The organism is Marinomonas lutimaris, assembly GCF_019426345.1.
Classification (GTDB): domain Bacteria; phylum Pseudomonadota; class Gammaproteobacteria; order Pseudomonadales; family Marinomonadaceae; genus Marinomonas; species Marinomonas lutimaris.
Map to the genome: position 1 here is coordinate 167,883 of NZ_JAHLLW010000006.1, position 23,005 is coordinate 190,887.

22 protein-coding genes are annotated in these 23,005 nt (G+C 42.9%); all 22 read right to left on the bottom strand.

Annotation, left to right across the window (positions count from 1 at the left end):
• Nucleotides 1–28: 28 nt before the first annotated feature.
• A complete protein-coding gene (locus tag KPL72_RS09430) occupies nucleotides 29–451 on the bottom strand; it encodes a flagellar protein FlaG (RefSeq protein WP_212916265.1) in 423 nt (140 codons plus the stop codon).
• Between the two features lie 64 nt (nucleotides 452–515).
• Complete coding sequence (locus KPL72_RS09435) at nucleotides 516–1,400, bottom strand: flagellin N-terminal helical domain-containing protein (protein WP_219702562.1); 885 nt, start codon at nucleotides 1,398–1,400, stop codon at nucleotides 516–518.
• A gap of 2,370 nt (nucleotides 1,401–3,770) precedes the next feature.
• Nucleotides 3,771–4,655 (bottom strand): flagellin N-terminal helical domain-containing protein, encoded by an 885-nt coding sequence (locus KPL72_RS09440; protein ID WP_219702563.1) that lies wholly within the window; start codon nucleotides 4,653–4,655, stop codon nucleotides 3,771–3,773.
• A 286-nt stretch (nucleotides 4,656–4,941) separates the two neighbouring features.
• Nucleotides 4,942–5,742, bottom strand: coding sequence for a hypothetical protein (locus KPL72_RS09445; protein WP_219702564.1), 801 nt, complete (start codon nucleotides 5,740–5,742; stop codon nucleotides 4,942–4,944).
• On the bottom strand, nucleotides 5,711–7,261 hold the full coding sequence (locus tag KPL72_RS09450) for an HD-GYP domain-containing protein (RefSeq protein WP_219702565.1): 1,551 nt from the start codon (nucleotides 7,259–7,261) through the stop codon (nucleotides 5,711–5,713). The genes KPL72_RS09445 and KPL72_RS09450 overlap by 32 nt, the downstream gene beginning before the upstream one ends.
• A gap of 22 nt (nucleotides 7,262–7,283) precedes the next feature.
• Complete coding sequence (gene flgL / locus KPL72_RS09455; protein WP_212916270.1) at nucleotides 7,284–8,594, bottom strand: flagellar hook-associated protein FlgL; 1,311 nt, start codon at nucleotides 8,592–8,594, stop codon at nucleotides 7,284–7,286.
• 3 nt (nucleotides 8,595–8,597) lie between these two features.
• Nucleotides 8,598–10,574 carry a flagellar hook-associated protein FlgK gene (gene flgK / locus KPL72_RS09460; RefSeq protein ID WP_219702566.1) on the bottom strand — a complete coding sequence of 659 codons (1,977 nt, stop codon included), beginning with the start codon at nucleotides 10,572–10,574 and terminating at the stop codon, nucleotides 8,598–8,600.
• Nucleotides 10,575–10,683: 109 nt separating this feature from the next.
• Nucleotides 10,684–11,670 carry a flagellar assembly peptidoglycan hydrolase FlgJ gene (flgJ, locus tag KPL72_RS09465; protein ID WP_219702567.1) on the bottom strand — a complete coding sequence of 329 codons (987 nt, stop codon included), beginning with the start codon at nucleotides 11,668–11,670 and terminating at the stop codon, nucleotides 10,684–10,686.
• A gap of 8 nt (nucleotides 11,671–11,678) precedes the next feature.
• Nucleotides 11,679–12,767 (bottom strand): flagellar basal body P-ring protein FlgI, encoded by a 1,089-nt coding sequence (locus KPL72_RS09470; protein ID WP_212916273.1) that lies wholly within the window; start codon nucleotides 12,765–12,767, stop codon nucleotides 11,679–11,681.
• A 49-nt stretch (nucleotides 12,768–12,816) separates the two neighbouring features.
• Nucleotides 12,817–13,668, bottom strand: a complete 852-nt coding sequence (locus KPL72_RS09475; RefSeq protein WP_212916274.1) for a flagellar basal body L-ring protein FlgH — start codon at nucleotides 13,666–13,668, stop codon at nucleotides 12,817–12,819.
• 13 nt (nucleotides 13,669–13,681) lie between these two features.
• Complete coding sequence (gene flgG / locus KPL72_RS09480; protein WP_212916275.1) at nucleotides 13,682–14,467, bottom strand: flagellar basal-body rod protein FlgG; 786 nt, start codon at nucleotides 14,465–14,467, stop codon at nucleotides 13,682–13,684.
• A gap of 62 nt (nucleotides 14,468–14,529) precedes the next feature.
• Nucleotides 14,530–15,273, bottom strand: coding sequence for a flagellar basal-body rod protein FlgF (flgF, locus tag KPL72_RS09485; protein WP_212916276.1), 744 nt, complete (start codon nucleotides 15,271–15,273; stop codon nucleotides 14,530–14,532).
• A gap of 139 nt (nucleotides 15,274–15,412) precedes the next feature.
• Nucleotides 15,413–17,110, bottom strand: a complete 1,698-nt coding sequence (locus tag KPL72_RS09490; protein ID WP_212916277.1) for a flagellar hook-basal body complex protein — start codon at nucleotides 17,108–17,110, stop codon at nucleotides 15,413–15,415.
• 12 nt (nucleotides 17,111–17,122) lie between these two features.
• On the bottom strand, nucleotides 17,123–17,827 hold the full coding sequence (locus tag KPL72_RS09495; RefSeq protein ID WP_219702568.1) for a flagellar hook assembly protein FlgD: 705 nt from the start codon (nucleotides 17,825–17,827) through the stop codon (nucleotides 17,123–17,125).
• Nucleotides 17,828–17,837: 10 nt separating this feature from the next.
• On the bottom strand, nucleotides 17,838–18,287 hold the full coding sequence (gene flgC / locus KPL72_RS09500) for a flagellar basal body rod protein FlgC (protein ID WP_048814395.1): 450 nt from the start codon (nucleotides 18,285–18,287) through the stop codon (nucleotides 17,838–17,840).
• Between the two features lie 5 nt (nucleotides 18,288–18,292).
• Entirely contained in the window at nucleotides 18,293–18,685 is a 393-nt protein-coding gene (flgB, locus tag KPL72_RS09505; protein WP_212916279.1) for a flagellar basal body rod protein FlgB, read from the bottom strand.
• Between the two features lie 248 nt (nucleotides 18,686–18,933).
• Complete coding sequence (trxA, locus tag KPL72_RS09510) at nucleotides 18,934–19,260, bottom strand: thioredoxin TrxA (protein WP_212916280.1); 327 nt, start codon at nucleotides 19,258–19,260, stop codon at nucleotides 18,934–18,936.
• A 104-nt stretch (nucleotides 19,261–19,364) separates the two neighbouring features.
• The gene (locus KPL72_RS09515) at nucleotides 19,365–20,078 is read right to left on the bottom strand and encodes an HAD family hydrolase (protein WP_219702569.1); all 714 of its coding nucleotides are present in this window, start codon (nucleotides 20,076–20,078) and stop codon (nucleotides 19,365–19,367) included.
• Nucleotides 20,075–20,740: a DUF484 family protein gene (locus tag KPL72_RS09520; RefSeq protein WP_219702570.1), complete on the bottom strand. Its 666-nt coding sequence runs from the start codon at nucleotides 20,738–20,740 to the stop codon at nucleotides 20,075–20,077. Before KPL72_RS09520 ends, KPL72_RS09515 begins: the two co-directional genes overlap by 4 nt.
• Nucleotides 20,741–20,747: 7 nt before the next feature.
• Nucleotides 20,748–21,578, bottom strand: a complete 831-nt coding sequence (gene dapF / locus KPL72_RS09525; protein WP_219702571.1) for a diaminopimelate epimerase — start codon at nucleotides 21,576–21,578, stop codon at nucleotides 20,748–20,750.
• 10 nt (nucleotides 21,579–21,588) lie between these two features.
• Nucleotides 21,589–22,842 carry a diaminopimelate decarboxylase gene (gene lysA / locus KPL72_RS09530; RefSeq protein ID WP_219702572.1) on the bottom strand — a complete coding sequence of 418 codons (1,254 nt, stop codon included), beginning with the start codon at nucleotides 22,840–22,842 and terminating at the stop codon, nucleotides 21,589–21,591.
• Nucleotides 22,843–22,856: 14 nt separating this feature from the next.
• On the bottom strand, nucleotides 22,857–22,976 hold the full coding sequence (gene lptM / locus KPL72_RS09535; protein ID WP_212916285.1) for an LPS translocon maturation chaperone LptM: 120 nt from the start codon (nucleotides 22,974–22,976) through the stop codon (nucleotides 22,857–22,859).
• Between the last annotated feature and the right edge of the window lie 29 nt (nucleotides 22,977–23,005).

The following is a 23,005-nucleotide window of genomic DNA, read 5'->3' on the forward strand; positions in this document are numbered from 1 at the left end:
CTGACACCTACATTATCTGTTATCTAAATCAAACCTCACTGTTTACCAAGGTTCCCTTGATATCACTTAGCTGGCTCATAATAGCGTCTATTCTATCAGACATTTTAAGAAACTCTTCTGTTGGGATTTGACGTACCACATCCCCCGTTGTCTGATCTAACACTTTTACGATATTTTGCGCCCTGTCTTCTGTCATTTCAAAGGTTAAATGCACATTTAATTGAGACATTTTTTGATTCATGATCTCGACGTCGTGAGGCTCTACCTTTGCAGAAGAATTTGAAAATTGAGAGTTTCGATTATCTTTATCTGCTCTGCTCGTATCGGCTGTATTTTGTACAACTTTAGCATTTGCTTGGCGTAATGCGGCAAAATCTTCTGCGGCACGCTGTTCTGGCTTTAAAGAGTAATTGAGACCCTGCTTAGAAAAATCACTGGCATTAATAGACATATCAGAGTTCCCCCAAATAGACAAAAGCCGGGACTAGGTCCCAGCTTTCCGCTACCAATAATGCTTAGCCTAATAGAGACAAAGCAGTTTGTGGACGTTGGTTTGCTTGAGCCAAAATAGATGAACTTGCTTGCTGAAGAATTTGAGAGCTTGTTAGCTTAGCAGTTTCTTCTGCGAAATCAGCATCACGTACACGAGAACGAGCAGATGATACGTTTTCCGTAATGTTACTCAAGTTACTAATTGTAGAACCAAAACGGTTTTGCACCGCACCCAACTCAGCACGTTTTGAGTCAACTGCAGAAATCATAGTATCTAGTACATCTACCATGCTCTGAGCATTAGCCATTGTAGATACAGAAGCAGTTGTAACATCCACCTGAGCAGTAGTAGCACTACTAGATAAGCCAGACATAGTGAAACCACCATTACCAGCGTAATCGATTGTGTTGTTAATACCGCCATCGGTTAAGTTAAAGCTAATAGTTTGGTTAGAGTCCGCGCCTACTTGGAAAATACCAGTGTAAGTACCGTCCAATAAGTTTTCACCACCGAATGTAGTATCCGATGCGATACGGTTAATCTCAGTAGATAGCTGACTAACTTCTTGCTGTAGTGCTGCACGGTCTTTATCTGAGTTTGAACCGTTTGACGCCTGAATAGATAGCGTACGCATACGCTGCAACATGTTTGTTGTTTCATCCAATGCACCCTCTGCCGTTTGAGACAAAGAAATACCATCATTGGCGTTACGAACCGACTGATTCAAACCATTTACCTGAGAAGTTAAACGGTTAGAGATAAGTAGACCTGCCGCATCATCAGCCGCGCTGTTAATACGCAAACCAGAAGACAAACGCTGGAAAGAAGTATCCAACGATTTAGCTGAGCCCATTAGCTGGCGCTGTGCACTTAAAGATGAAGTATTCGTATTTACATAAAGAGCCATCATAGCCTCCTAGGTTTTATTAAATCCTGCAAAAAAGCAGATCGTATAAGGTTTTCGACAAGAATCTGAAAACCTTTAGTCAATTTAGGAAATATTTTTCCGTTTTTCGGAAAACAACCTCCTATATAGCGGCAAATAAATGCCTAAGTAATTGTTTTAAAATAAATTTAAAACAATTAAATTTATTTACACTTTTTTTAAAAACACTGTGTTTTTTACCTTAAAGCCCCAAAAACACGCCTTAAAATCCCTTAAACCTGATCTAAAAGTAAATAATCTGACAAAGATCTTTCACTAGGTCTCCACTTCCAACTCACCAAGACGGCAAACAATCACCAAAGAAATGGCTACCACATTAAAAAACAGACAAAAACTGCCACTCAAAACACCGCCTTGTTACCATTATTGAAGACAAAGTCGTCTATGTTTCGCTCAAAAATCAATAAAGACTCGGCCATGCCTTTCGAAACATCTTAAAAAAGAAATTCAGCCCACTCTTCATCCACAAAAATACCGGCAGCCCCCGATTTTTTCGCCAACGAGTGGCCATGCCACGCTCACGGCAACATCCTATGCAAAAATACAAATAAGCAATCTGTCACCAAGCTAGCCATCAGAATCAAAACCCACAATGTATTAGCCAAAACCCTGAAAAAAAGACGCAGCTGCGCCGTTAAAAGGATTCGAAAAGCGAAATTTCGCCCGTGTCTCATCCGCGCAAATAGCGTCAGAAATCTAACGGCTGTGTCAATGAGTGGCCATATCGCAGCCACAGCAGTAGCCTATGTAAAAATACGAATAAGCAACCTGCCACCAAACTCAACGCCTCAGAATCAACAGGCTCAACCTCCAATCAAGGCCGCGAAAAAAAGACATAGCTGTGCCATTAAAAAACCCTAAAAACGAAATTTCGCCCGTTATTCATCCACACAAATCGCGTCAGAAACCTAACTTTTTCATCAACAAATGACCGTGCCACAGTCACAGCAGTAACCTATGCAAAAATACGAATAAGCGACCTACCACAAAGCTCGAGCCCTCAGAATAAACAGGCTCAACCTCCAATCAAAGCTGCGAAAAAAAGACATAGCTGTGCCATTAAAAAATCCTAAAAACGAAATTTATCCCGTTATTCATCCACACAAATAGCGCCAGAAACCTAACTTTTTCATCAACAAATGACCGTGCTACAGTCACAGCAGCAACCTATGCAAAAATACTGATAAGCGACCTATCACCAAGCTCGACTCCTCAGAATCAACACGTTCAATGTATCAATCAAGACTGCGGAAAAAAGACGTAGCTGTGCCGTTCAAAAAATCCTGTAAACATCATTTAATCCACTATTCACCCACACAAATCGCGTCAGAAATCTAACTTTTGTGTCAATGTATGGCCGTGCCACAGTCACAGCAGCAACCTATGCAAAAATACGAATAAGCGACCTATCACCAAACTCAACTCCTCAGAATCAACACGTTCAATTTATCAATCAAGACTGCGAAAAAAGACGCAGCTGTGTCGTTCAAAAAATCCTGTAAGCATCATTTAATCCACTATTCATCCACACAAACCGCGTCAGAAATCCAACTTTTGCATCAATGTATGGCCCTGCCACAGTCACAGTCACAGTCACAGTCACAGTCACAGTCACAGTCACAGTCACAGTCACAGTCACAGTCACAGTCACAGTCACAGCAGCAACCTATTCAAAAAACGAATAAGCAACCTGTTTCCAAACTTGACTCCTCAAAAAACCAAACGCTCAACGTGCAACCCGAATCCGTGAAAAAAGGCGCGGCTGCGCTGTCCATAAAAAATTCATTGTTCATACAACCACAACAGCCTTACACACAACGAAATACGGCATAGCCACAACATGCATTCGACACATTCCAATTCGCTAGAGCTTTCTCTATTCCGCATACTTCACTTTTAGATGCGAGCCTGACCACTGAAAACCTAGCTAAATCATCTATAGCTTCTCGCAAACTGAACAACATATTTAAGGCACAAACTCATCACTGAAATTACTCATCAAGAATGATCTATACTTTTAAAAGAACTCCATCAAAAAAGCTCATCTCAAAGCCGGTCAAGAGCAAAACGACATATATATCGCGATCTGTTTGCTCAATAATCGCCTGCGGCATAAGCCTCAACACCAAACATCCCCTCTCCTAAACCACCCAAAAGCATCAAAAAACGCACAAAAGCTCACTATTTGGGCAAAAAAAAGCCGGGTGAAAAAATCACCCGGCATAAAAGGCACCTCTAGGAGAGAGAAGTAGCCTATTTTCCGAGACAAACTCGAATCATTTGCGAAAGCTGCAATCTAGTGCGGCTTCACCTCACGCTATTTTGTATAAATTAATTACCTAATAAAGAAAGCGCAGTCTGAGGACGCTGATTTGCTTGAGCAAGAATGGTACTACTCGCCTGCTGCAAAATTTGCGTACTAGTCAGATTGGCCGTCTCTTGAGCAAAGTCGGCATCACGAACTCGAGCACGAGCCGAAGATACGTTTTCAGAAATGTTACTCAAGTTAGTAATAGTAGAACTAAATCGGTTTTGTACCGCACCCAGCTCTGCTCGTTTAAAATCTACCGCAGAAATCATACTATCAATAATACCGATCATACTTTGCGCATTCACCATAGTTGAAATAGACGCAGTAACTTCGTCAATTTGAGCCGAAGCTTGGCTGGACAAACCGGACATGGTGAAACCATTATTAGCTTGGTAATCAATAGAATTATTTGGACCACCAAACTCCAAAGTAAAACTGATCGTTTGGTTTGCGTCGGCACCAACTTGGAAAACACCTTGGTAAGTACCGTCTAGTAAGTTCGCACCACCAAATGTGGTTGTTTCCGCAACACGGTTGATCTCTTTAGACAATTGCGCCATTTCTTGCTGTAGCGCGACACGGTCTTTGTCTGAATTTGATCCGTTTGCTGCCTGAATAGATAGAGTACGCATACGTTGTAGCATGCTTGTCGTTTCGTCCAGGGCACCTTCAGCCGTTTGAGATAAAGAAATACCATCGTTCGCGTTTCGTACAGATTGGTTCAAACCATTAATCTGTGAGGTCAAACGATCTGAAATTTGAAGACCTGCAGCGTCATCTGCAGCGCTGTTAATTCGACGACCAGATGACAAGCGTTGGTATGCCGTATCAAGGTCACGACTAGAGTTTGAAAGTAGTCGCTGAGCATTCAGCGAGGACACATTAGTGTTTACATATAAAGCCATTTTTTCTCTCCTAAAAACATTTTTTAAACGAGACAACCTTTTGATTTAATTAGTTATTTGGTTTTTGTCTCTTATTAAAGTTATCGACACATTCGCGCTGATCTTTAATATTTTTTTATACTTTTTTTGATTTTTTTGCATTTTCCTAACTCAAAAAAAGCGGTACTCACAGTTATCGAACTCAACGTAAATAACTTTAAGAATAAAAGTAAAAAACATGAAAAAGACTAAAAAAAACCGGAAAACAGAAGGGATACAAAATATAGGTAGACATCAAAAGATCTGCCTAACGGTGAACGGTGAACGGTGAACGGTGAACGGTGAACGGTGAACGGTGAACGGTGAACGGTGAACGGTGAACGGTGAACGGTGAACGGTGAACGGTGAACGGTGAACGGTGAACGGTGAACGGTGAACGGTGAACGGTGAACGGTGAACGGTGAACGGTGAACGGTGAACGGTGAACGGTGAACGGTGAACGGTGAACGGTGAACGGTGAACGGTGAACGGTGAACGGTGAACGGTGAACGGTGAACGGTGAACGGTGAACGGTGAACGGTGAACGGTGAACGGTGAACGGTGAACGGTGAACGGTGAACGGTGAACGGTGAACGGTGAACGGTGAACGGTGAACGGTGAACGGTGAACGGTGAACGGTGAACGGTGAACGGTGAACGGTGAACGGTGAACGGTGAACGGTGAACGGTGAACGGTGAACGGTGAACGGTGAACGGTGAACGGTGAACGGTGAACGGTGAACGGTGAACGGTGAACGGTGAACGGTGAACGGTGAACGGTGAACGGTGAACGGTGAACGGTGAACGGTGAACGGTGAACGGTGAACGGTGAACGGTGAACGGTGAACGGTGAACGGTGAACGGTGAACGGTGAACGGTGAACGGTGAACGGTGAACGGTGAACGGTGAACGGTGAACGGTGAACGGTGAACGGTGAACGGTGAACGGTGAACGGTGAACGGTGAACGGTGAACGGTGAACGGTGAACGGTGAACGGTGAACGGTGAACGGTGAACGGTGAACGGTGAACGGTGAACGTTATGAAATGTGGTTAATAAACTGCAAACCATATGCTTGAGGATCTACTTCTTTTTCTATTCTCACCTCTGTTCTCAAGTTAGCAGATTTATTCAACTCAATATCAGAAGCTTCAACAAACGCCTTATTCGTAGCGCTATAAACCTGACGAACCAAAGAAGGCTGAAAAGATTTATTCAGCGTCAAAACAAACCCAACACGCCCGTTAGATAGGGAAACACAAGAACCAACTGGAATACTACCAATGCTTTTTAAGAAGACCATCAGCAGTTTTTTATCGAATGCTAAACCTGACTCTTTGCTCATCTGCTGACATGCCTTTATTGGGCCCATAGAAGGTTTATGCGGCTGCTCTGAGGTCATTGCATCATATGCATCAATGATTGCCGCAATCTTTCCATAGACTGAAATTTCTTGATCCTGCTTACCTGCAGGATAGCCAGAACCATCAATTTTTTCATGATGATCAGACAGCATTTGATATACCGCCTTAGGCACACCATCGCATTTTTGCAAGATCTGCTCTCCAAACTGAATATGCCTGCGAAATAAATCAAACTCACTATCCGTCATTTTTGTCGTTTTTGCTACCATTGCCGCAGGCAAACGAAAACGCCCCAAATCAAACAATAGAGCACCAAGCGTAATCACCTCTACATAGGCATTCGACAATTTCATTGCTTTGGCAAAGTGAATACCAAGTACAGCCATACCCATAGCGTGCTGCTCCAAATAAATTGAAGCATCTTTTATATGGCGTATTGCCATGAGCGAAAAATTATTACGGGTATGAGACTCAATAAGCCGACGACAGAACTTCATAAGCTCCAACATTTCTAACTGCTCACCGTGTTTAAAGCGCTCTACCTGAGTAGATAATAAAGAGTATCCATCCTGAAATATTTTAAGCGCGGTAGTGGTTTCATCATCAAATGAAGTTGGAATAAATTTACTTTCTATAGGAACTTTTTTGAGCGCTGCAGATTTTGACACTTGTTGTTCAATGTCGACCGCTGGCCCCAAGCCATTCGGTACACTGCCTTTATTTAGATCTCCACTCTTATCCATTCGAGCTTTATAACTCAGGATATATTCTCTGGTTTGCTCGTTTAATTCTTGTCGAAAATAACGAAAGAGACTTTGGCTTCGACCATGCTTACTGCGTAACTCTTTTGTGTTTAAATCCGGATTAAGCTTTTTAAGGCTTCTTACTGAGCGACCACTAGCAATAGACATACATAAAATAAGAAATCGCTCTTGAGCATCATATAAGCGTTCACGTCGACTGTTTAATAGCTTGTCGTCAGAAAAGTAAGGATCGTAGGGAAGGAACTCAGAATCTAAAGTGGGACGCAGCACATCAAAGGTTATTTGACGCATAGCCACACCGACAATGCGATCTTTTCGACCGTGCATTTTTATCAGGCTTTGAACCCGCTTACTGCCAACAATTGTATCTTTAATGTCCAAGATACTGAGTATTTCATCCATATCGAAATACCCAACATTGATATCAGCCCCAAAACAGGACTCCATTTTAAATACTGACATCTTTTACCTTATACCCTAAAACTTACATCTTATTAAATAGGGAAAGATTACTCATACGAGTAAACACCTTTTGTGAAGCTGTTAACGCCGACTCCTTCATTGACAATTCCGTAGCTGCTTCAGCCATATCCAAACCAGCTATACGATCTTGAGCGGTTGCGTTGGCCAGCTGATTTGCCAAACTGTAGCTCGATCGATCACGTAACACATTTAAACGCGCACCCACGGAGGATCGAGCATCCCCCACTTTTTGTTGCGCATTCTTAATACTACTGGAGGCCTCAAAGAATGCTCGCTCACGCTCAGCATGGGTTGAATAACGATCTTTCAAAACCGCTAAGGAATCGTTAATTTCATTCAACACATTATCACGAACAGGTTTGTCTAATTGAATATCAGCCACCGCACCTGGTTCGCCTCTCATCATAAAAGACATACCACCAAAGTTAATTGGCTTACCTGCAATGTATTTGCCTGATGCGAGAACCTCACCGTTATTGTTCGTGATGGCGTAAGTACCTGGTGTGCCATCAAAGCTTCGCCTTCTGTCTTGGTCTTCTTTCGTGTCAGAACCCAAGCGTAATGAATCCAAGGCTGGCGCAACTTCGCCCTCTTGCAATATAGGGGAAGTTGTCAGCTGAAATTGATTCAGCAATGGGTTTTCTGGGTCATAATTTTGCGCCATGAACTCATCAAAGTCGCGCTGCTCGGCAACTTCTGCGGTAAATTTCACGTCACCAAGTAATACCTCTGAAGAAAAACTACGACTTGTCCAGACATCTTGAAACAATGCTTTACCAGAATCGGAAACAGGGATTTTCATATCCTCAGAGATTTGAGCGAATTTCTGTCCTTCATTGCCGACCCATTCATAGCGACCTTCGCCATTTATGACAAAAGGCGGTCCCATGGTATCAGTACCAGCAAAAATATAGTTACCGTCGGCACTTTTGGAATTCATTAACTCCGCCATAGTACCTGTAATCAAGCTAATTTCTTGGGCGATTGCGTCAAGGTCTTCTTGGGTGTTGATATCATTTTGCCCTTGGATAAATAATTTACGCACATCGTCCATAGCATCATTTAAGCTGTCTAAGGCGACCTCCTGATACTCCAGATGACCATTCGCCATGGTAATAGCTTCGTCAAACTGTTTAAGGCGATTATTATTACCTTCGTACATTAAGACTTGGCTAGCACCAACAGGATTATCACTCGGCTTTACTATGTCTGTTTGCGCACCGATTTTACCTTGGATATTCAGGATCTTATCGTTAGCCTTGCTAATAGCTCTGCTTGATTGATCATAAATTAGATTATTCGTAACACGCATAAATTACCTCATAATCCCTAACAACGTTTCAAACGTGGTACGGGCAGCAGTTACCACCTGCGCAGACGCGGAATAAGACTGCTGGTATTTCATTAAGTTGACAGCCTCTTCATCGAGACTGACTGCCGATAAACGATCTCGGCGCTTAATACTGTCATTCATTATGACTTCACTCGATTCAGCATGGCCCGCCGATTCAGCTGCTTTGGTACCAATATAGGAAACATAACCTGCAAACGCCTTGGTCAAGCTCGCTTTTCCCTCCACTAAATGGGAATTTTGTAGATTCACCAAGGCCAAACCATTAAAGTTATCGGACGGACCTATATTTTCTGTAGTGATGGAAAATTCATCTCCTTTTTGAGGCACAGAAGAAATAGAAACATCAAAGCCAGCCTCTTTTGCTAAACCAGCCTGCTCTAGCAAGTTGGAGTATTGCTGCACATTATCCACTTTAGCCAGCTCGACACCGGAAACATCACGTATCACATAAGAGTTGGGGGAGGTAAAGTAAATTTGGTGCGGTGCACTTGGGTATAAACTTCCATCCATTGCAAAAGCAGAAGAGTCATGGCTCGTATTGGTGACCGCTGATAACGAAATTCTCGCATCGGATAAGTTATTTGAGCTTGTGGAAACCCCTACTGGAGCACTCAATGCCAAGGCATCGCCATTTTTGGCATTCATACTCAAACCGATCGCAGCTCCTGCGCTGGGAGAGAAACTAAACACATCATCTTCATCAAACTTACTTAAGTCAGCGACACGAAGATCTAAACCTAGTTCATCAATCTTATAATACCCTTTGCTATCTGGAGTCATTGCAGTTAGATCAAATACAACAGACTGACCCGCCGCCTTATCATTCAAGTCGTACTTAGTAATGGCAAAGCGATCATCATCCGTTCGAGTGAGCTTATAAGTATCGGTAGTAATTTTAGAGGACTCCCCACCAGAGACTTTTACTGAGATATTTGGCAACTTATCTATATTATCGCGAGTTGAAAAAATCTGAATAGGACGACGTTCAAATAAATCGATGCCAAATTCACCTTTTGCATCCAACCCTTTAGCATTTTGGGTATTCAAAGCATCAGACATCACAATAGCATGCTGCCCAAGAGTACGATCAGCTAATTCACCAAAACCAGAACGAAAATCTACTAAAGCACCAAGACTACCACCTAAGCCTTTGGTCTTTAGCGCAACATTATAATCACCAAAATTGACGACTAAATCGACTTTATTGGGACTAATCGCATTGGGTAGTGCTTTTAATTCGGTATGTTGTTGGTCCATAATCAAAGGCTGCCCACTCCCTAGTTGAACAGACATCAGTCCTTTTTCATCATACTGAACATCAATATCTATATATTTGGAGAGATCCTTGGCTAACAGTTCTTGCTGATCTCTTAGCTCATTAGCTGGCGATCTTGATAACCCTTCTTCACGCAAGACTTTGTCATTTAATTCTGAAATTTTGGAAGTGATCGCATTAATGTCTACTAATGATGTTTCCAACTGCTGATCAACCAAGTTTTCTTGATCCTCGATCATGCCCGATAGGGTCTTATATTGATTCACTAAGTTATTCAAACTGGAATGCGCCAACTCTCTTAATGAAGATGAAGTTGGATCGTTATTAGCGGCTTGAAGAGCACCAAAGGCTTTATCCAAATACCCAGTCAATGCAACACTGTCTTCCGCGAATAGACTGTCTGAAGCACTAAGTAACGAGCTATAGGTATCGTGATATGAATAATCAGACACGTCTGAACGTACTTGGGTACTAACAAACTTATCTACTAGTCGGGAGGTATCTTGAAGTACCACACCGCCCATAGGTGAAGTAACAGTATTAGTGCGCTGGCGGCTGTAACCTTCGGTATCCACATTGGCCGTATTTTGCCCAGTCGTATTAATACGGGCATTACTAGACAGTAGTCCAGACAAACCAATTGAATATAAATTTGAGCCCATAGCCCACACCCCTAGTACGTTTTTCAAAAATAACCTTGAGCTCTTCTTTAGCTCTATCGGCTATTAATGCAAGAACTTTACCAAAGCTGATAATTGAGTGATTTTATTATTACAAACCTTGAAACCACTGACTAGAAAGGATGTTGTCGATTTTTTCGGAGTACTTTGGATCTGTTGCGTAGCCGCCTTTTTGCAAAGAAGCGGCAAACATTGACGCGTCATCTCCAGCCTGCAAGGCATCTTTATACCGCTCACTAGAAGATAAGAAATCGGCATAATCATCAAAGCTTTGCGAAAAGGAATCATAAGCACGAAACGCTGCTTTTTCGCGCTTTGCCACGCCATCACGGAACTCTAAGGTATTCACAACCGCTCTATCGCCTTGCCAACGATTATCCGCTTTAATACCAAATAGATTAAAACTCGCTGCGCCATCTTCTTTGGCAATCGGATATTTCCCCCAACCAGTCTCTAATGCTGCCTGAGCCAATATTGCTTTGGGATTAACACCAAGTTTTTCAGCGACCTTCTGAGCATGTGGCCAAAGATTTTCAACAAACTCATCAGGCGAACTAAAAACAACAGAAACCGCTGAGGGGACGGAAGATACGCCAGTAGCGGAAATATTTTGGGCTTTTTGCTTAGCCTCTTGCTGGACTGATTGAATAAACTCTGTAGAAGCTCGATGAGCTAAAGCCTGAATTCGGACTAAATCTTGTTTGGCAACCTGATTTAAGAAATCAGTATCGCCTCGCTCTTTCGCCTCAGGTGAACTAATTCGACTTTGCTGTTGAGTTTGATACTGACGAATCAGGGCTTCGGATAAACCAATACCACCAGACTGCGCCATGCTCTGAGACATCTGCGAATCCATCATCTCTTGATATTGCTTAGTTTGAGCGCTAGAAAAAAGACCGCTGCCAATTGCTTCATTCGTGCTACGCATATTTTTCAGTAGCATATTAATAAAGATAGACTCAAACTGCTGCGCAACGTCTTTTAAGGCGGCATCGGGGTCTTTTTGCGCTTTGGTCTTTAAATCTGTAAGCGTAGAAAAGTCAGCAAAAAAATCTTGCTTTGGCGGCACTGAATTCATAACCAAACCTATATCACTACTAAGTCAGCGTTAATCGCACCGGCTTGCTTTAAGCCTTCCAAAATAGCCATAACATCGCCCGGCGCCGCACCAACCTGATTAACAGCACGAACAATATCATTAAGCGAAGCACCTGGATCAAACACAAACATATGACCACTATTCGGAGCGATCTCAATCCCTTCACGAGGCGATACAATCGTTTGACCACCAGTAACTATGCCATCTTTTCCTACAACTGGTGGCACATCTTTGATTGTCACCGTCAAACTACCATGAGTAATCGCGGCAGGAGACACTTTAACGTGTTGACCAATAATAATGGTTCCAGTACGAGAGTTAACCACGATGCGCGCACGCTCTTCAGCCACTTCAACATCTAGGTTTTCCAGAATCGACAAATAGGTAACACGCTGACTTGAATCTCTTGGTGCAGAAACTCGAATCGATGTCGCGTCAAGTGTCGTCGCGACACCAGGACCTAAAAGGTTATTGATTTTATCCGTCACTTGTTTCGCTGTTGTGAAATCTGGACGATTAAGGTTAAACGTCAAGGTATCCCCCGTATTAAAACTACTAGGCACGACACGCTCGACACTGGCACCATTTGGTATACGACCAACGGTAGGAACATTGCTTGTGGTTCGCGATCCATCTGCCCCATTCGCCCCCAAACCGCCAACAACCAAGTTGCCTTGAGCAATCGCATAAACCGCGCCATCGGCACCTTTTAATGTAGATAAAAGTAGCGTGCCACCACGTAGTGCACTCGCATTACCAATAGACGAAACAGTCACATCGATTTTTTGACCAGGCTTAGAAAAGGCCGGCAAGGTAGCCGTCAATGAAACTGCCGCAACGTTTTTAGACGTCGCATTGACACCTTCAGGCAAGGTCACCCCAAAACGAGACAGCATACTAGCAAAGCTCTGATTGGTAAAAGCGGTACTATCACCCGTCCCATTAAGGCCAATTACCAGACCATAACCAAACAATTGGTTTTCTCGGACGCCCTGAACACTAGCAATGTCCTTCAGACGCTCAGCCTGAACAGAAAAAGATAAAAAATATAAGACAATTAGCGCTATGTGCTTCATCGCGTCACCTATTAAGAGGTACAAACCTCTCAGCTGTTAGATCATTAAATTAATAAGGCATATCACTAGAATTAAGTAAACGACTCACCCAACCTTGCTCACTTCCTGCGGCAACATCTCCGGTTCCAGAATACGTAATTCTCGCATCGGCAACACGCTCAGATTCTACTGTATTGTTTGGCGAAATATCCTGTTTACGTACCACACCAGAGAAACGAATATATTCATCTCCTTGGTTTAAACGTAGCCACTTCTCTCCACGCACCGCCAATAGACCATTTGGATAGGCTCTGTAGACAGTCACAGAAATCGTTCCGCTTAAACTGTTATTTTGATTCGCTGATGCATTTCCAGTGAAATCCGTACCTTGCTGAGGAAGCGTGGTATCTACTTTCAATTCTTGGCCTAATACAGTCGGATTCTCAATCGTTGCCGAAGAGGATTTAGAAACAGTTGCCGCGTTAGCTTTCGTCGACGTCGTCGTTTCATTTAAATTAATGGTTAGAATATCCCCTACTTTACTAGCTTTCTGATCACCAAAAAATACATCTCCCATGCTAGTCTGATAAATACCGCCAGTTGGTGCTTGCGAAGGATTCATACCATTAGGATACACAGGTGCATAATAAGGGTCATCAGACTGAATAGATTGACTAATATTTGGTCCATTTAATGGGTCATTAGGATCTGGCACAAAACCTTTACGTGGAACATCTGGTGAAGACTCTGCCGGTGTTTCACTATCATCGCCAGCAACTGCATCAATGACCGCATCGGTTACTGCCGCTGCCGCACCAGCCGCTGCCGCATTGGCAACAGCTTGCTCATTAACATCCCAAGAGAGGCAGCCAGACAAACAAGCACTTAACAAAACCAAGAACGCAAATTTAATCTTCATCATATTCCACACGTTACTATAACTGCTGTATTGCAAAGCTCATCATGCCATCAGCGGATGCGATAACTTTTGAGTTCATTTCATAGGCACGCTGTGTCGTGATCATGTTGACAAGCTCTTCAATAGAATTGACATTGGAAGCCTCAAGCATCCCCTGAGCAATAGTACCTAATGAATCAGTGCCTGGCACTCCAACTATTGGCGGACCACTAGCATTCGTTTCAGTGAAAATATTTTGCCCTGCCGAATTCAATCCGGTTGGGTTAATAAAGCCTGCAATATTTATAGCCCCAACTTGCTGAGCATCCGCATCACCACTTTGTCGAACTGACACTATGCCGTCTTCTGCAATCATAATTTCGATAGCACCTGGGTCAATTTGGATACCAGGCTCAACCACCAAGCCGCCAGAAGTAACAAGCTGACCTTCACTATTAAGTTGAAGACTACCATCACGTGTATAAGCGATAGTACCGTCTGGCTGCAATACCTGTAAGAAGCCTTTACCTTGGATAGCAATATCAAGCTGCCTATCCGTCATATTGTAGTCGCCATTAGAAAAATCTTTTTGGGTCGCTCCTACTTTCACACCAGTACCTAACTGTAAACCTGATGGCAACTCAGCATTTTGCGCACTCAAGCCACCAGGTGCTCGTACTGTTTTGTACATTAGATCTTCAAATACCGCCCTATCTTTTTTAAATGCCGTTGTCGAAACGTTTGCCAAGTTGTTGGCAACGACGTTTAACTGCTTATCCATCGCACTCAAACCGGTTTTACTGACCCATAATGCTGAATTCATAAAAGCCTCTTAATTTATTCCGTTATTCTCTACGTTATTCTTGATGCAATTACAGGTCATGCTTAAGACGTACGCTGCAATATGCGAGCAGAAGAATCTGCATTTTCCCGAATTGAATCCATCATCTTCACGTTCATTTCGAAACGGCGTGATAAATTCATAATATGCGTCATCTCTTCAACTGCATTCACATTACTGCCTTCGATGAAACCACTTACTAGCTGGACATTTGGGTCAACATCATAGGCTTGACCATCACGGGAATGAATCAAACCATCTTCTTCTTTGCGTAAATTTTGTTTATCAGGATTGACCAATTTAATTTGATTAAGCACAGCAATTTCGTTACCAGCCCCCCCCTGCGGAACAATAGAAATAGAACCGTCGGCAGTAATGTTAATGCTATCAGCAGGCGGCAAAAAAATAGGCCCGTCCACACCAGCAACAGGCAAACCCCGTCCTGTTACTAATTGCCCTGCGGCATTAATTTGAAAGTCACCAGCTCGAGTATAAGCCTCTTGACCACCTTCATCATAAACAGCAATAAAACCATCGCCAGCAACGGCAACATCCAAATTGCGACCAGTCTGTATCATGTCACCTTGCGTATAACGTGTGGCTGGATTCTCTGTCATCGCATAAACACGACTGGGATGATAGTCACCATATACTTGCATAGAACGAGCTTGTTCAAAATCCGAACGAAAGCCAGTTGTGCTGACGTTCGCTAGATTGTTAGCGTGTATGGTTTGAGCGTTCATAGTTTGTACACCACCGCTCATTGCTAAATATAAGGCCTTATCCACTACAATTCTCCCAGAAGAATTTACATAACTAAGGTAACTACTATCAAAAAGCGTACCAACTTATAAAAACGATAAAAAAAGCAAAAAAAAGCCGAAACAGCGAAGCTGTTCCGGCATCAAATCTTCTCTCTCCAGAAAATTAGCGGAGGTTAATTATCGTCTGTGTAACAGTATTTTCTGTTTCTAATGTTTTACTGTTCGCTTGGTAATTACGCTGCGCCTCAATAAGCGCAACCAATTCAGACGTAAGATCAACGTTAGACTCTTCTAACGCGCCCCCTTGGATTTTGCCAAATGTTCCTGTGTTCGGACGGCCAATGTCAGCAGGACCGGACCCCTTACTTGCCAGCCATCCTGTGTGCCCAGACGGCACAAGACCGTCAGTACTATCAAATGTTGCCAAGGCAACCTGGCCAAGAGTTGCCGTTTGTTGGTTGGTGTAATTGGCCATTAAGAAGCCATCACTATCAAAAGAAACACCTTGCAACTCACCAGCAGAAAAACCGTTTTGCTCGAAGTTATCCGTATTATTTAACGCAAACTGCGTTGAGCCAGTTAAATCTAATGGCGTAACTTGACCTCGGTTTGTTGGATCTATCCCGTTAATCTCTAGTGTAATTGGCTGCGGAACTCCAAAAGGAGGAAGTCCCCGATAAGCCCCCATCAAATTACCAGCAGGATCAAAAGAGACAGTGGTATTTTTCTCTAAAAACCGCGTGTCTTCGCCTGTAAAAGGATCCGTATAACTTTCCTTCCCATCCATTGTGACACGAAGCTCGTAAGTATTATCTTCCCCTTGTTTAATGAAGTAATACCCTAGTGTATGAGGCTCTCCCAATGAGTCAAAAGTCGTTCTGGTATTGCCGTAGTTGTAAGTATCAGGACTTAACGGGTCAAATACCTCACGAGCAACCGAGCTAGGCTCTCTCATTTCTTCGGGCGCAAGCGCTGAAGCAATAGCAACACCACCTATTGTTCCAGCAACCGCTAAAGGTGTTTTTGTTGCGGCAGCTATATCGGCTTCACCAGGCTCAGTTGCACCGAGATACAGGAGTTCAAACGGCTGCTCTTCTGTTCCGTCGCCATTATAATCCGTACCACCTTCAGCAGAGTTAAAAGTAGCGTAAGTTTCACCTAAGAACGCAGCACCATTATCATCAGTCAGATTTCCATCAACTGTGGCATTTACTTTATAGGTATTAGGCAACTCACTTTTTGAATAATAGTAGGTAACTATATGTGTTTTACCATTACCATCTGCAACGCCTTGAGTTTGGGTGAAATTATAAGTATCTGGATTTAATGGATCAAAGTCCGCCTTAATAAAGGCTGGAATATCATCATTCTCTGAATTCAAGTTTACTTTTAGTTCCATCGCAGTGGTTGGCTCTGGCGGAATTCGATCCGTTGGCACTTTTAGATCCTCTAAATTCCCCCCCACAACACCATCAACAGCATTAAACCCCAAAACATTACTACCAGTATTTGTTACTAGAAAACCATTTTCATCAAGCTTAAAATTGCCTGCGCGGGTATAGGACTGAGCAATCCCTGAATCAAGAACAAAAAAACCACTGCCATCCACAGCAAGATCTAAGTTGTTGTCTGTGTAAGATATGTTGCCGGCAGAAAACTCTTGAGACACTTTACTCACGCTCACACCAGAACCAATATTGTTTCCACTCCCGGCACCAAGTACACTGGTATTATAGAGGTCATCAAATTCAATACGTGACTTTTTAAAGCCCGTGGTATCGGCGTTGGCAATATTATTACCTGTAACACTTAAATAATCGGCAGAGGCTTTAATGCCAGATAATGCAGTATTGAATCCCATAATGCTCTCCAATCACCCTAATATTTCTAATTCGTTCGTAAGTTTGATTTTGCCGTGGTTTTCCACGTTTAAAACCGTGCCATTTTCACCATTTATGGTGACGCCTTGAATTCGCGTAGGAACCTGAGTACTCATCGCCGATATTTCGCCTTGCTCATTGGTTGATGACGCGGCAAAACGATATTCACCAGGCGGCAAAACATTTCCGTCATCATCTAACTTATCCCACTTGTACTCACCCGTGCTAAGCGCGGCGGTACGAACAAGACGGTTATCCGCATCGTATATTTTTAATGTTGCAGCCTTAGAATTCTCAGGTATTACCGTTCTCAACTGAACAGCCTCAAGACCATCCGTCACTTTCACTTTACTACCGTCCATCAATATAGACTTACCCACCAAGGTAGAAGCACTAAGCGCCTGATTAGACGTAAGCGAAGTGGCCATGTTTTCTAATTGATCAGAGATACTAGTCAGCCGCTCTAACGAACTAAATTGAGACATCTGCGCCACCATGTCGTTAGTATCTTGCGGCGCGGTCGGATCCTGTCCTTTAAGCTGCTCTATATAAAGCTTCAAAAAGACATTTTGATCAGCAAGCGCCGCTTCGTCTTTCTGCACATCAGGCTTTTCAATACCAGCTTTTGTTTTAGCCGCTTCAGTCCCATATTGGGAAATCAACCCATTAAGACCTTTCGAGTCAGATATATTTGCCATCTGTCAGCTCCTATGACTGCCCAAGCGTGAGCATTTTCTGCATCATACTTTTGGCTGAGTTCATAATTTCTACGTTTGTCTGAAAAGAACGAGACGCTGACATCATATCTGCCATCTCTTCCATAGGATTTACGTTCGGATAAAACACGTAACCATCTTCATTTGCCATTGGGTGATCTGGTTCGTATCTAGGCTGTAAAGGTGCGTCTGACTCCACAATGCCATCTACTTTTACCCCAACACCAGCACCGGTATCATCTTTGTTTGCATTGTTCCAACCATATTCACGCATGCTGTCATTCATCATTTGCGAGAACACGGGCTTACGAGCTCGATAAGTCTGATCGGCTGAACTTGCTGCACTGTCAACGTTTGCCATGTTGCTAGCAATCGTATTCAAACGTATGGTTTGAGCACTCATTGCAGATCCAGAGATAGTAAAAATATTACTCAAAGACATCGTTATTAATTCCCAGTAAGCGCTTTTTTCATGCCGTTAATTTTTCGATCCAAGAACATAAAACTCGTATCAAACTGTAATGAGTTTTGAGCGTACTCAGCCTGCTCTCTTTGCATATCTACCGTATTACCATCCAAAGATGGCTGGTTAGCATTTCGGTACAACAACCCTTCTGGCTCACCAGAAAAACCTTCCCCAGAAATATGGCGCGAGTTCGTTCCAGCAAGCTGCAATTTTTTGCTTTCACTATTTAAAAATGAATCGAACGAGATATCTCTCGCCTTATAATTCGGCGTGTCAGCGTTGGCAATATTGTTGGCAAGGACAGCCGCTCTCGCACTGCGAAACTCCAGCGTCTTATCGTGTCCAGCAAATGCACTCGCAAAAGAAATAGCCATTCGATCCTCAAAGAAAAATATTATTCATCTGTACGAAACATATAAAGCAATTATGATGCCAAAAAATAATATTGATATTTTTCAATAACTTAATAAAAAATAGAATAGAGACGGCAAAAAGCGGCAACAGACATTAAGAAGAAAAAAAAGACAAAATTTTGATGCGTTTATTATAGAACAGGATAATAAAAACAAAAAAAGCAGCCATCAGGCTGCTTTCTTTTACACTAAAATCACCTAATCAGGCATTAGATAGCGCTGTTTACAAACTCTACCAATTGAGATTTGGACACTGCGCCAACTTTAGTCGCTACCACTTCGCCACCTTTAACGATCAACAAAGTAGGAATACCGCGAACATTGTACTTAGGCGCGGTTTCTGTGTTTTCGTCAACATTTAGCTTAACAACTTTCACTTTGCCAGCGTATTCAGCAGCCACATCTTCCAAAACAGGCGCGATCATTTTACAAGGACCACACCAAGGAGCCCAAAAATCTACAATTACAGGGATGTCTGAATTAAGCACTTCTTCTGCAAATTGAGCATCAGTGATTTGAATTGTGTTCTCACTCATAATAATTCCTCAAAATTCTATTTTTAACTAATGAATGTGGCTAGTGTATCACTAAATGATTAGGGTAAAAACGAGTTCCCGTTAATTATAGCGATAGAAAAATGCTATAATCTTAAAGATCGAATAACCGTTGGTAACTCAAGTAAAGAATGTATTTCTGCATGAGAGCGAGCCCCCCAGTCATCCCCCCAACGCTGCGCGCCATGACGGTTAAACCAAATACTTTTCGCGCCAGCATTGGACGCGCCAAACACATCATCCACAGGGTGGTCACCCACATGAATAAGCTCAGATATATCTACACCAGCCTTTTTTGCAGCCATTGAAAATACATCAACAGCAGGCTTTGCAACACCTACCTGATCAGCTCGCACTGCGAATTCGAAATACTGCCCTAAACCGACATAAGGATGAAATACATCAGCATTACCGTTGGTGATAACAGCCAAAGTATAGTTCTGACCCAAGGCTTCCAAGACATCAACAACGTGAGGATAAAGATCCACTTTTTGACGCCATTCACAAAAATGCGCCAATGCAGCTCCAGCGACAGATTCGGCTTCTTCAGTGGGCAATCCAAATTTTTTTAACGCCAACTGATATACCGCCAAACGAGTCGCAGTTAAGTTAGTGGTTAACTCGGGATTTTTGGACAAGACTTGGCTTTTTAATTCTTCTCGGGCGAGAAGCGAATATTGCACAGAGAAACCAGGGAAACGCTCTTCAAACCAAGATTCCATGGCATATTCTGCTCGCATAATAACTGGAGCGACATCCCATAATGTGTTATCAAGATCGAAGGTAATCAGCAGGCTCACGGCAATAACCTCAACAAGATAGCGCTCAATAAATCAGCAAGATACTGCAGAAACAAAGCGCCCTTTTCTTTATCAAAAGCAGACTTATTTTCTGCCCCTAATACAAGAACACCGCATTTCCTAACTTCTCCGCCTTCTCGTGACAAAAGCGGCAACACAGCAACAGAGCGAATAGAGGCAGCATCATCAGGAAAAAGAAAGCTCATTTCATTGGCAGGCAACGCACCACAAAAGCAGTCCGTAAACCCAGCAGCATGAGATAAAAACACATCATCTTCCACCAGTTTATGCGACCTGACCGCACTATCAGGGAATTCACCGTACAAAACCAATGCATGGTGAGACACTTCAAAATCGTCTCTCACCATGTCATCAATAATAACAGCAAAGTCATCCAAAGAGCTGCAAGTCAGACCCGCCAATACCAAGCGACGACTTTTTTGCATAGTAGACTCATTTTCACGAGCCACCTCTATTAGACGATCAAACTCTGCACGATAATCCGCTGTCGTTTTTCGCAGCGAATGTACTTGATATTCAAGTAACGAAATCACTTTTCCATTAATTGGATGAGGAAGCGTTAGACTCTCCAACAAATCAGTATTCCGAATAAAAAAATCCGGTGTGTTTGACAAATATTGAACAACTTCTTCTTCGCTCATAATCCCTCTATAGGTAAATTTGACCTTCGAATACTTTCTCAGCGGGCCCAGTCATAAGAATCGGCGCACCTTCGCCCTGCCATTCAATATGCAAATCGCCACCACGAAGATGAGCGGTCACTTTAGGTGACAACCATCCCTGCTTGATACCTGCCACAACGGCTGCACAAGCACCGGTTCCACAAGCTTGAGTTTCCCCCACGCCACGTTCATAAACGCGTAAGTTGATTTCATCAGGATTAATGACCTGCATAAAGCCAACGTTCACTTTTCTAGGAAAACGCTCATGACACTCAATCAGTGCACCAACGTTAGCAACCTCGTCATCTAACAGTTGATCGACTTTAATGACAGCATGAGGATTACCAACGGACACAGGCGTTATAAAATACTCAGTATCGCCAGCCATAATGCTGTAAAGACCATCACAAGGCTCTGCCGTAAATGGCAAATCCTGCGGTTCAAAACTTGGCGCCCCCATATCTACCGTAACTAAACCACCGTCCAGCACTCGCAATTGGATCGCGCCGCGTTTTGTTTCAACATTGATAATGCGTTTATTTGTTAACTCTCGGTCTAAAACAAACTTAGCAAAGCAACGAGCACCATTTCCACAATGCTCGACTTCGCTGCCATCCGAATTATAAATGCGATAACGAAAATCCATTTCAGGATCAGTGGGTGGCTCGACCACTAAAAGCTGGTCAAAACCAATCCCCCAATTACGGTCGCTCAGTCTCTCGATTTGTTGCTTATTAAAAAACACTTTACGAGACACTGCATCAACGACGACAAAATCATTTCCTAGACCATGCATTTTGGTAAATTTTAATAACACGATGAACTCCTTAGTCTGGCAAGATTTGCTCACCAGCCAGCTGATGTTCAATCGTTTCACGAGCACGAATCAAATAGGTTTTATCGCCATCGACCATGACTTCCGCTGCACGATTACGGCTATTGTAATTTGATGACATAGTGAAGCCATAGGCTCCAGCAGAACGCACAACCAAAAGATCGCCAGCTTGAATATCTAATTCACGATCCTTGCCCAAAAAATCACCCGTCTCACAAATAGGACCAACAAGGTCATAGCTGCGTTTGCCTTCTGGTGTTGGCAATAAAGACACAGGAACAATGTTCATCCAAGCGCCGTATAAAGATGGACGAATAAGATCGTTCATCGCACCATCAATGATGGCGAAGTTTTTATGCGGATTGCATTTCAAAAACTCAACTTGCGTTAATAAAACCCCAGCATTAGCTGCAATAGAACGACCTGGCTCAAACGCGAGTTCGAAGTTTTTGCCTTTGACTTTTTCAAGTAAAAGTTTGGCGTAATCTGCAGGCTCAGGTGGTACTTCATCACGATAACGAACCCCTAAACCACCACCTAGATCAAGATGCTTAATCGTAATACCAACTTCGGCAAGCTCATCAACCAAGCCGATCAAACGATCAAATGTATCCAAGAAAGGCTTTAGCTCTGTCAATTGTGAACCGATATGACAATCAACTCCCATGACATTTAAGTTAGGCAATTCATGAGCAATTTTATAGATGCGAACCGCGTCTTTGATATCAATACCAAACTTATTCTCTTTCAACCCAGTTGAAATATAAGGGTGTGTTTTAGCATCGACATCAGGATTAACACGCAAAGACACAGGTGCCACTTTACCCATTTCGCCAGCAACTTGATCTAATCGGTACAATTCCGCTTCAGACTCAACGTTGAAACAATGAATCCCCACTTCTAATGCTCGACGCATTTCCAAGGCTTGTTTACCTAAACCGGAGAACATCACTTTTGAAGGATCGCCACCCGCTTTTAAAACACGCTCAAGCTCACCAATAGAAACAATATCAAAGCCTGATCCTAAACGAGCCAATACATTTAGAATCGCTATATTAGAACAGGCTTTTACGGCGTAACAGATCAGAGTTGGGTGTGATGCGAAAGCATCAGCATACGCTTTATAGTGACGCTCAAGAGTGGCACGAGAGTATACATAACAAGGCGTACCATACTGATTAGCGACATCTGGCAAAGCAACATCCTCTGCATGCAGAGTCTGATTCGAATAATTAAAAAAGTCCAAAAGGGAATCCTCAGCTATAAAGACGATTCTTGCTGCGCTTCAGGTGCATCATCCGGCAAATAAAGCGCACCTTTATTTCCGCAAGCCGTAAGGAAAACAGCCAAAACACATACTGAAAGCAACTTAAACATCATCTTATCTCTTCTATTTTTGATTGAGACAG

Excerpts from the sequence above, each read along its gene's own strand:
- KPL72_RS09430 (WP_212916265.1), bottom strand. The coding sequence starts at position 451 with ATGTCTATTAATGCCAGTGATTTTTCTAAGCAGGGTCTCAATTACTCT.
- KPL72_RS09435 (WP_219702562.1), bottom strand. The coding sequence starts at position 1,400 with ATGGCTCTTTATGTAAATACGAATACTTCATCTTTAAGTGCACAGCGC.
- KPL72_RS09440 (WP_219702563.1), bottom strand. The coding sequence starts at position 4,655 with ATGGCTTTATATGTAAACACTAATGTGTCCTCGCTGAATGCTCAGCGA.
- KPL72_RS09445 (WP_219702564.1), bottom strand. The coding sequence starts at position 5,742 with ATGGTTTGCAGTTTATTAACCACATTTCATAACGTTCACCGTTCACCG.
- KPL72_RS09450 (WP_219702565.1), bottom strand. The coding sequence starts at position 7,261 with ATGTCAGTATTTAAAATGGAGTCCTGTTTTGGGGCTGATATCAATGTT.
- flgL (WP_212916270.1), bottom strand. The coding sequence starts at position 8,594 with ATGCGTGTTACGAATAATCTAATTTATGATCAATCAAGCAGAGCTATT.
- flgK (WP_219702566.1), bottom strand. The coding sequence starts at position 10,574 with ATGGGCTCAAATTTATATTCAATTGGTTTGTCTGGACTACTGTCTAGT.
- flgJ (WP_219702567.1), bottom strand. The coding sequence starts at position 11,670 with ATGAATTCAGTGCCGCCAAAGCAAGATTTTTTTGCTGACTTTTCTACG.
- KPL72_RS09470 (WP_212916273.1), bottom strand. The coding sequence starts at position 12,767 with ATGAAGCACATAGCGCTAATTGTCTTATATTTTTTATCTTTTTCTGTT.
- KPL72_RS09475 (WP_212916274.1), bottom strand. The coding sequence starts at position 13,668 with ATGATGAAGATTAAATTTGCGTTCTTGGTTTTGTTAAGTGCTTGTTTG.
- flgG (WP_212916275.1), bottom strand. The coding sequence starts at position 14,467 with ATGAATTCAGCATTATGGGTCAGTAAAACCGGTTTGAGTGCGATGGAT.
- KPL72_RS09490 (WP_212916277.1), bottom strand. The coding sequence starts at position 17,110 with ATGGGATTCAATACTGCATTATCTGGCATTAAAGCCTCTGCCGATTAT.
- KPL72_RS09495 (WP_219702568.1), bottom strand. The coding sequence starts at position 17,827 with ATGGCAAATATATCTGACTCGAAAGGTCTTAATGGGTTGATTTCCCAA.
- flgC (WP_048814395.1), bottom strand. The coding sequence starts at position 18,287 with ATGTCTTTGAGTAATATTTTTACTATCTCTGGATCTGCAATGAGTGCT.
- flgB (WP_212916279.1), bottom strand. The coding sequence starts at position 18,685 with ATGGCTATTTCTTTTGCGAGTGCATTTGCTGGACACGATAAGACGCTG.
- trxA (WP_212916280.1), bottom strand. The coding sequence starts at position 19,260 with ATGAGTGAGAACACAATTCAAATCACTGATGCTCAATTTGCAGAAGAA.
- KPL72_RS09520 (WP_219702570.1), bottom strand. The coding sequence starts at position 20,740 with ATGAGCGAAGAAGAAGTTGTTCAATATTTGTCAAACACACCGGATTTT.
- lptM (WP_212916285.1), bottom strand. The coding sequence starts at position 22,976 with ATGATGTTTAAGTTGCTTTCAGTATGTGTTTTGGCTGTTTTCCTTACG.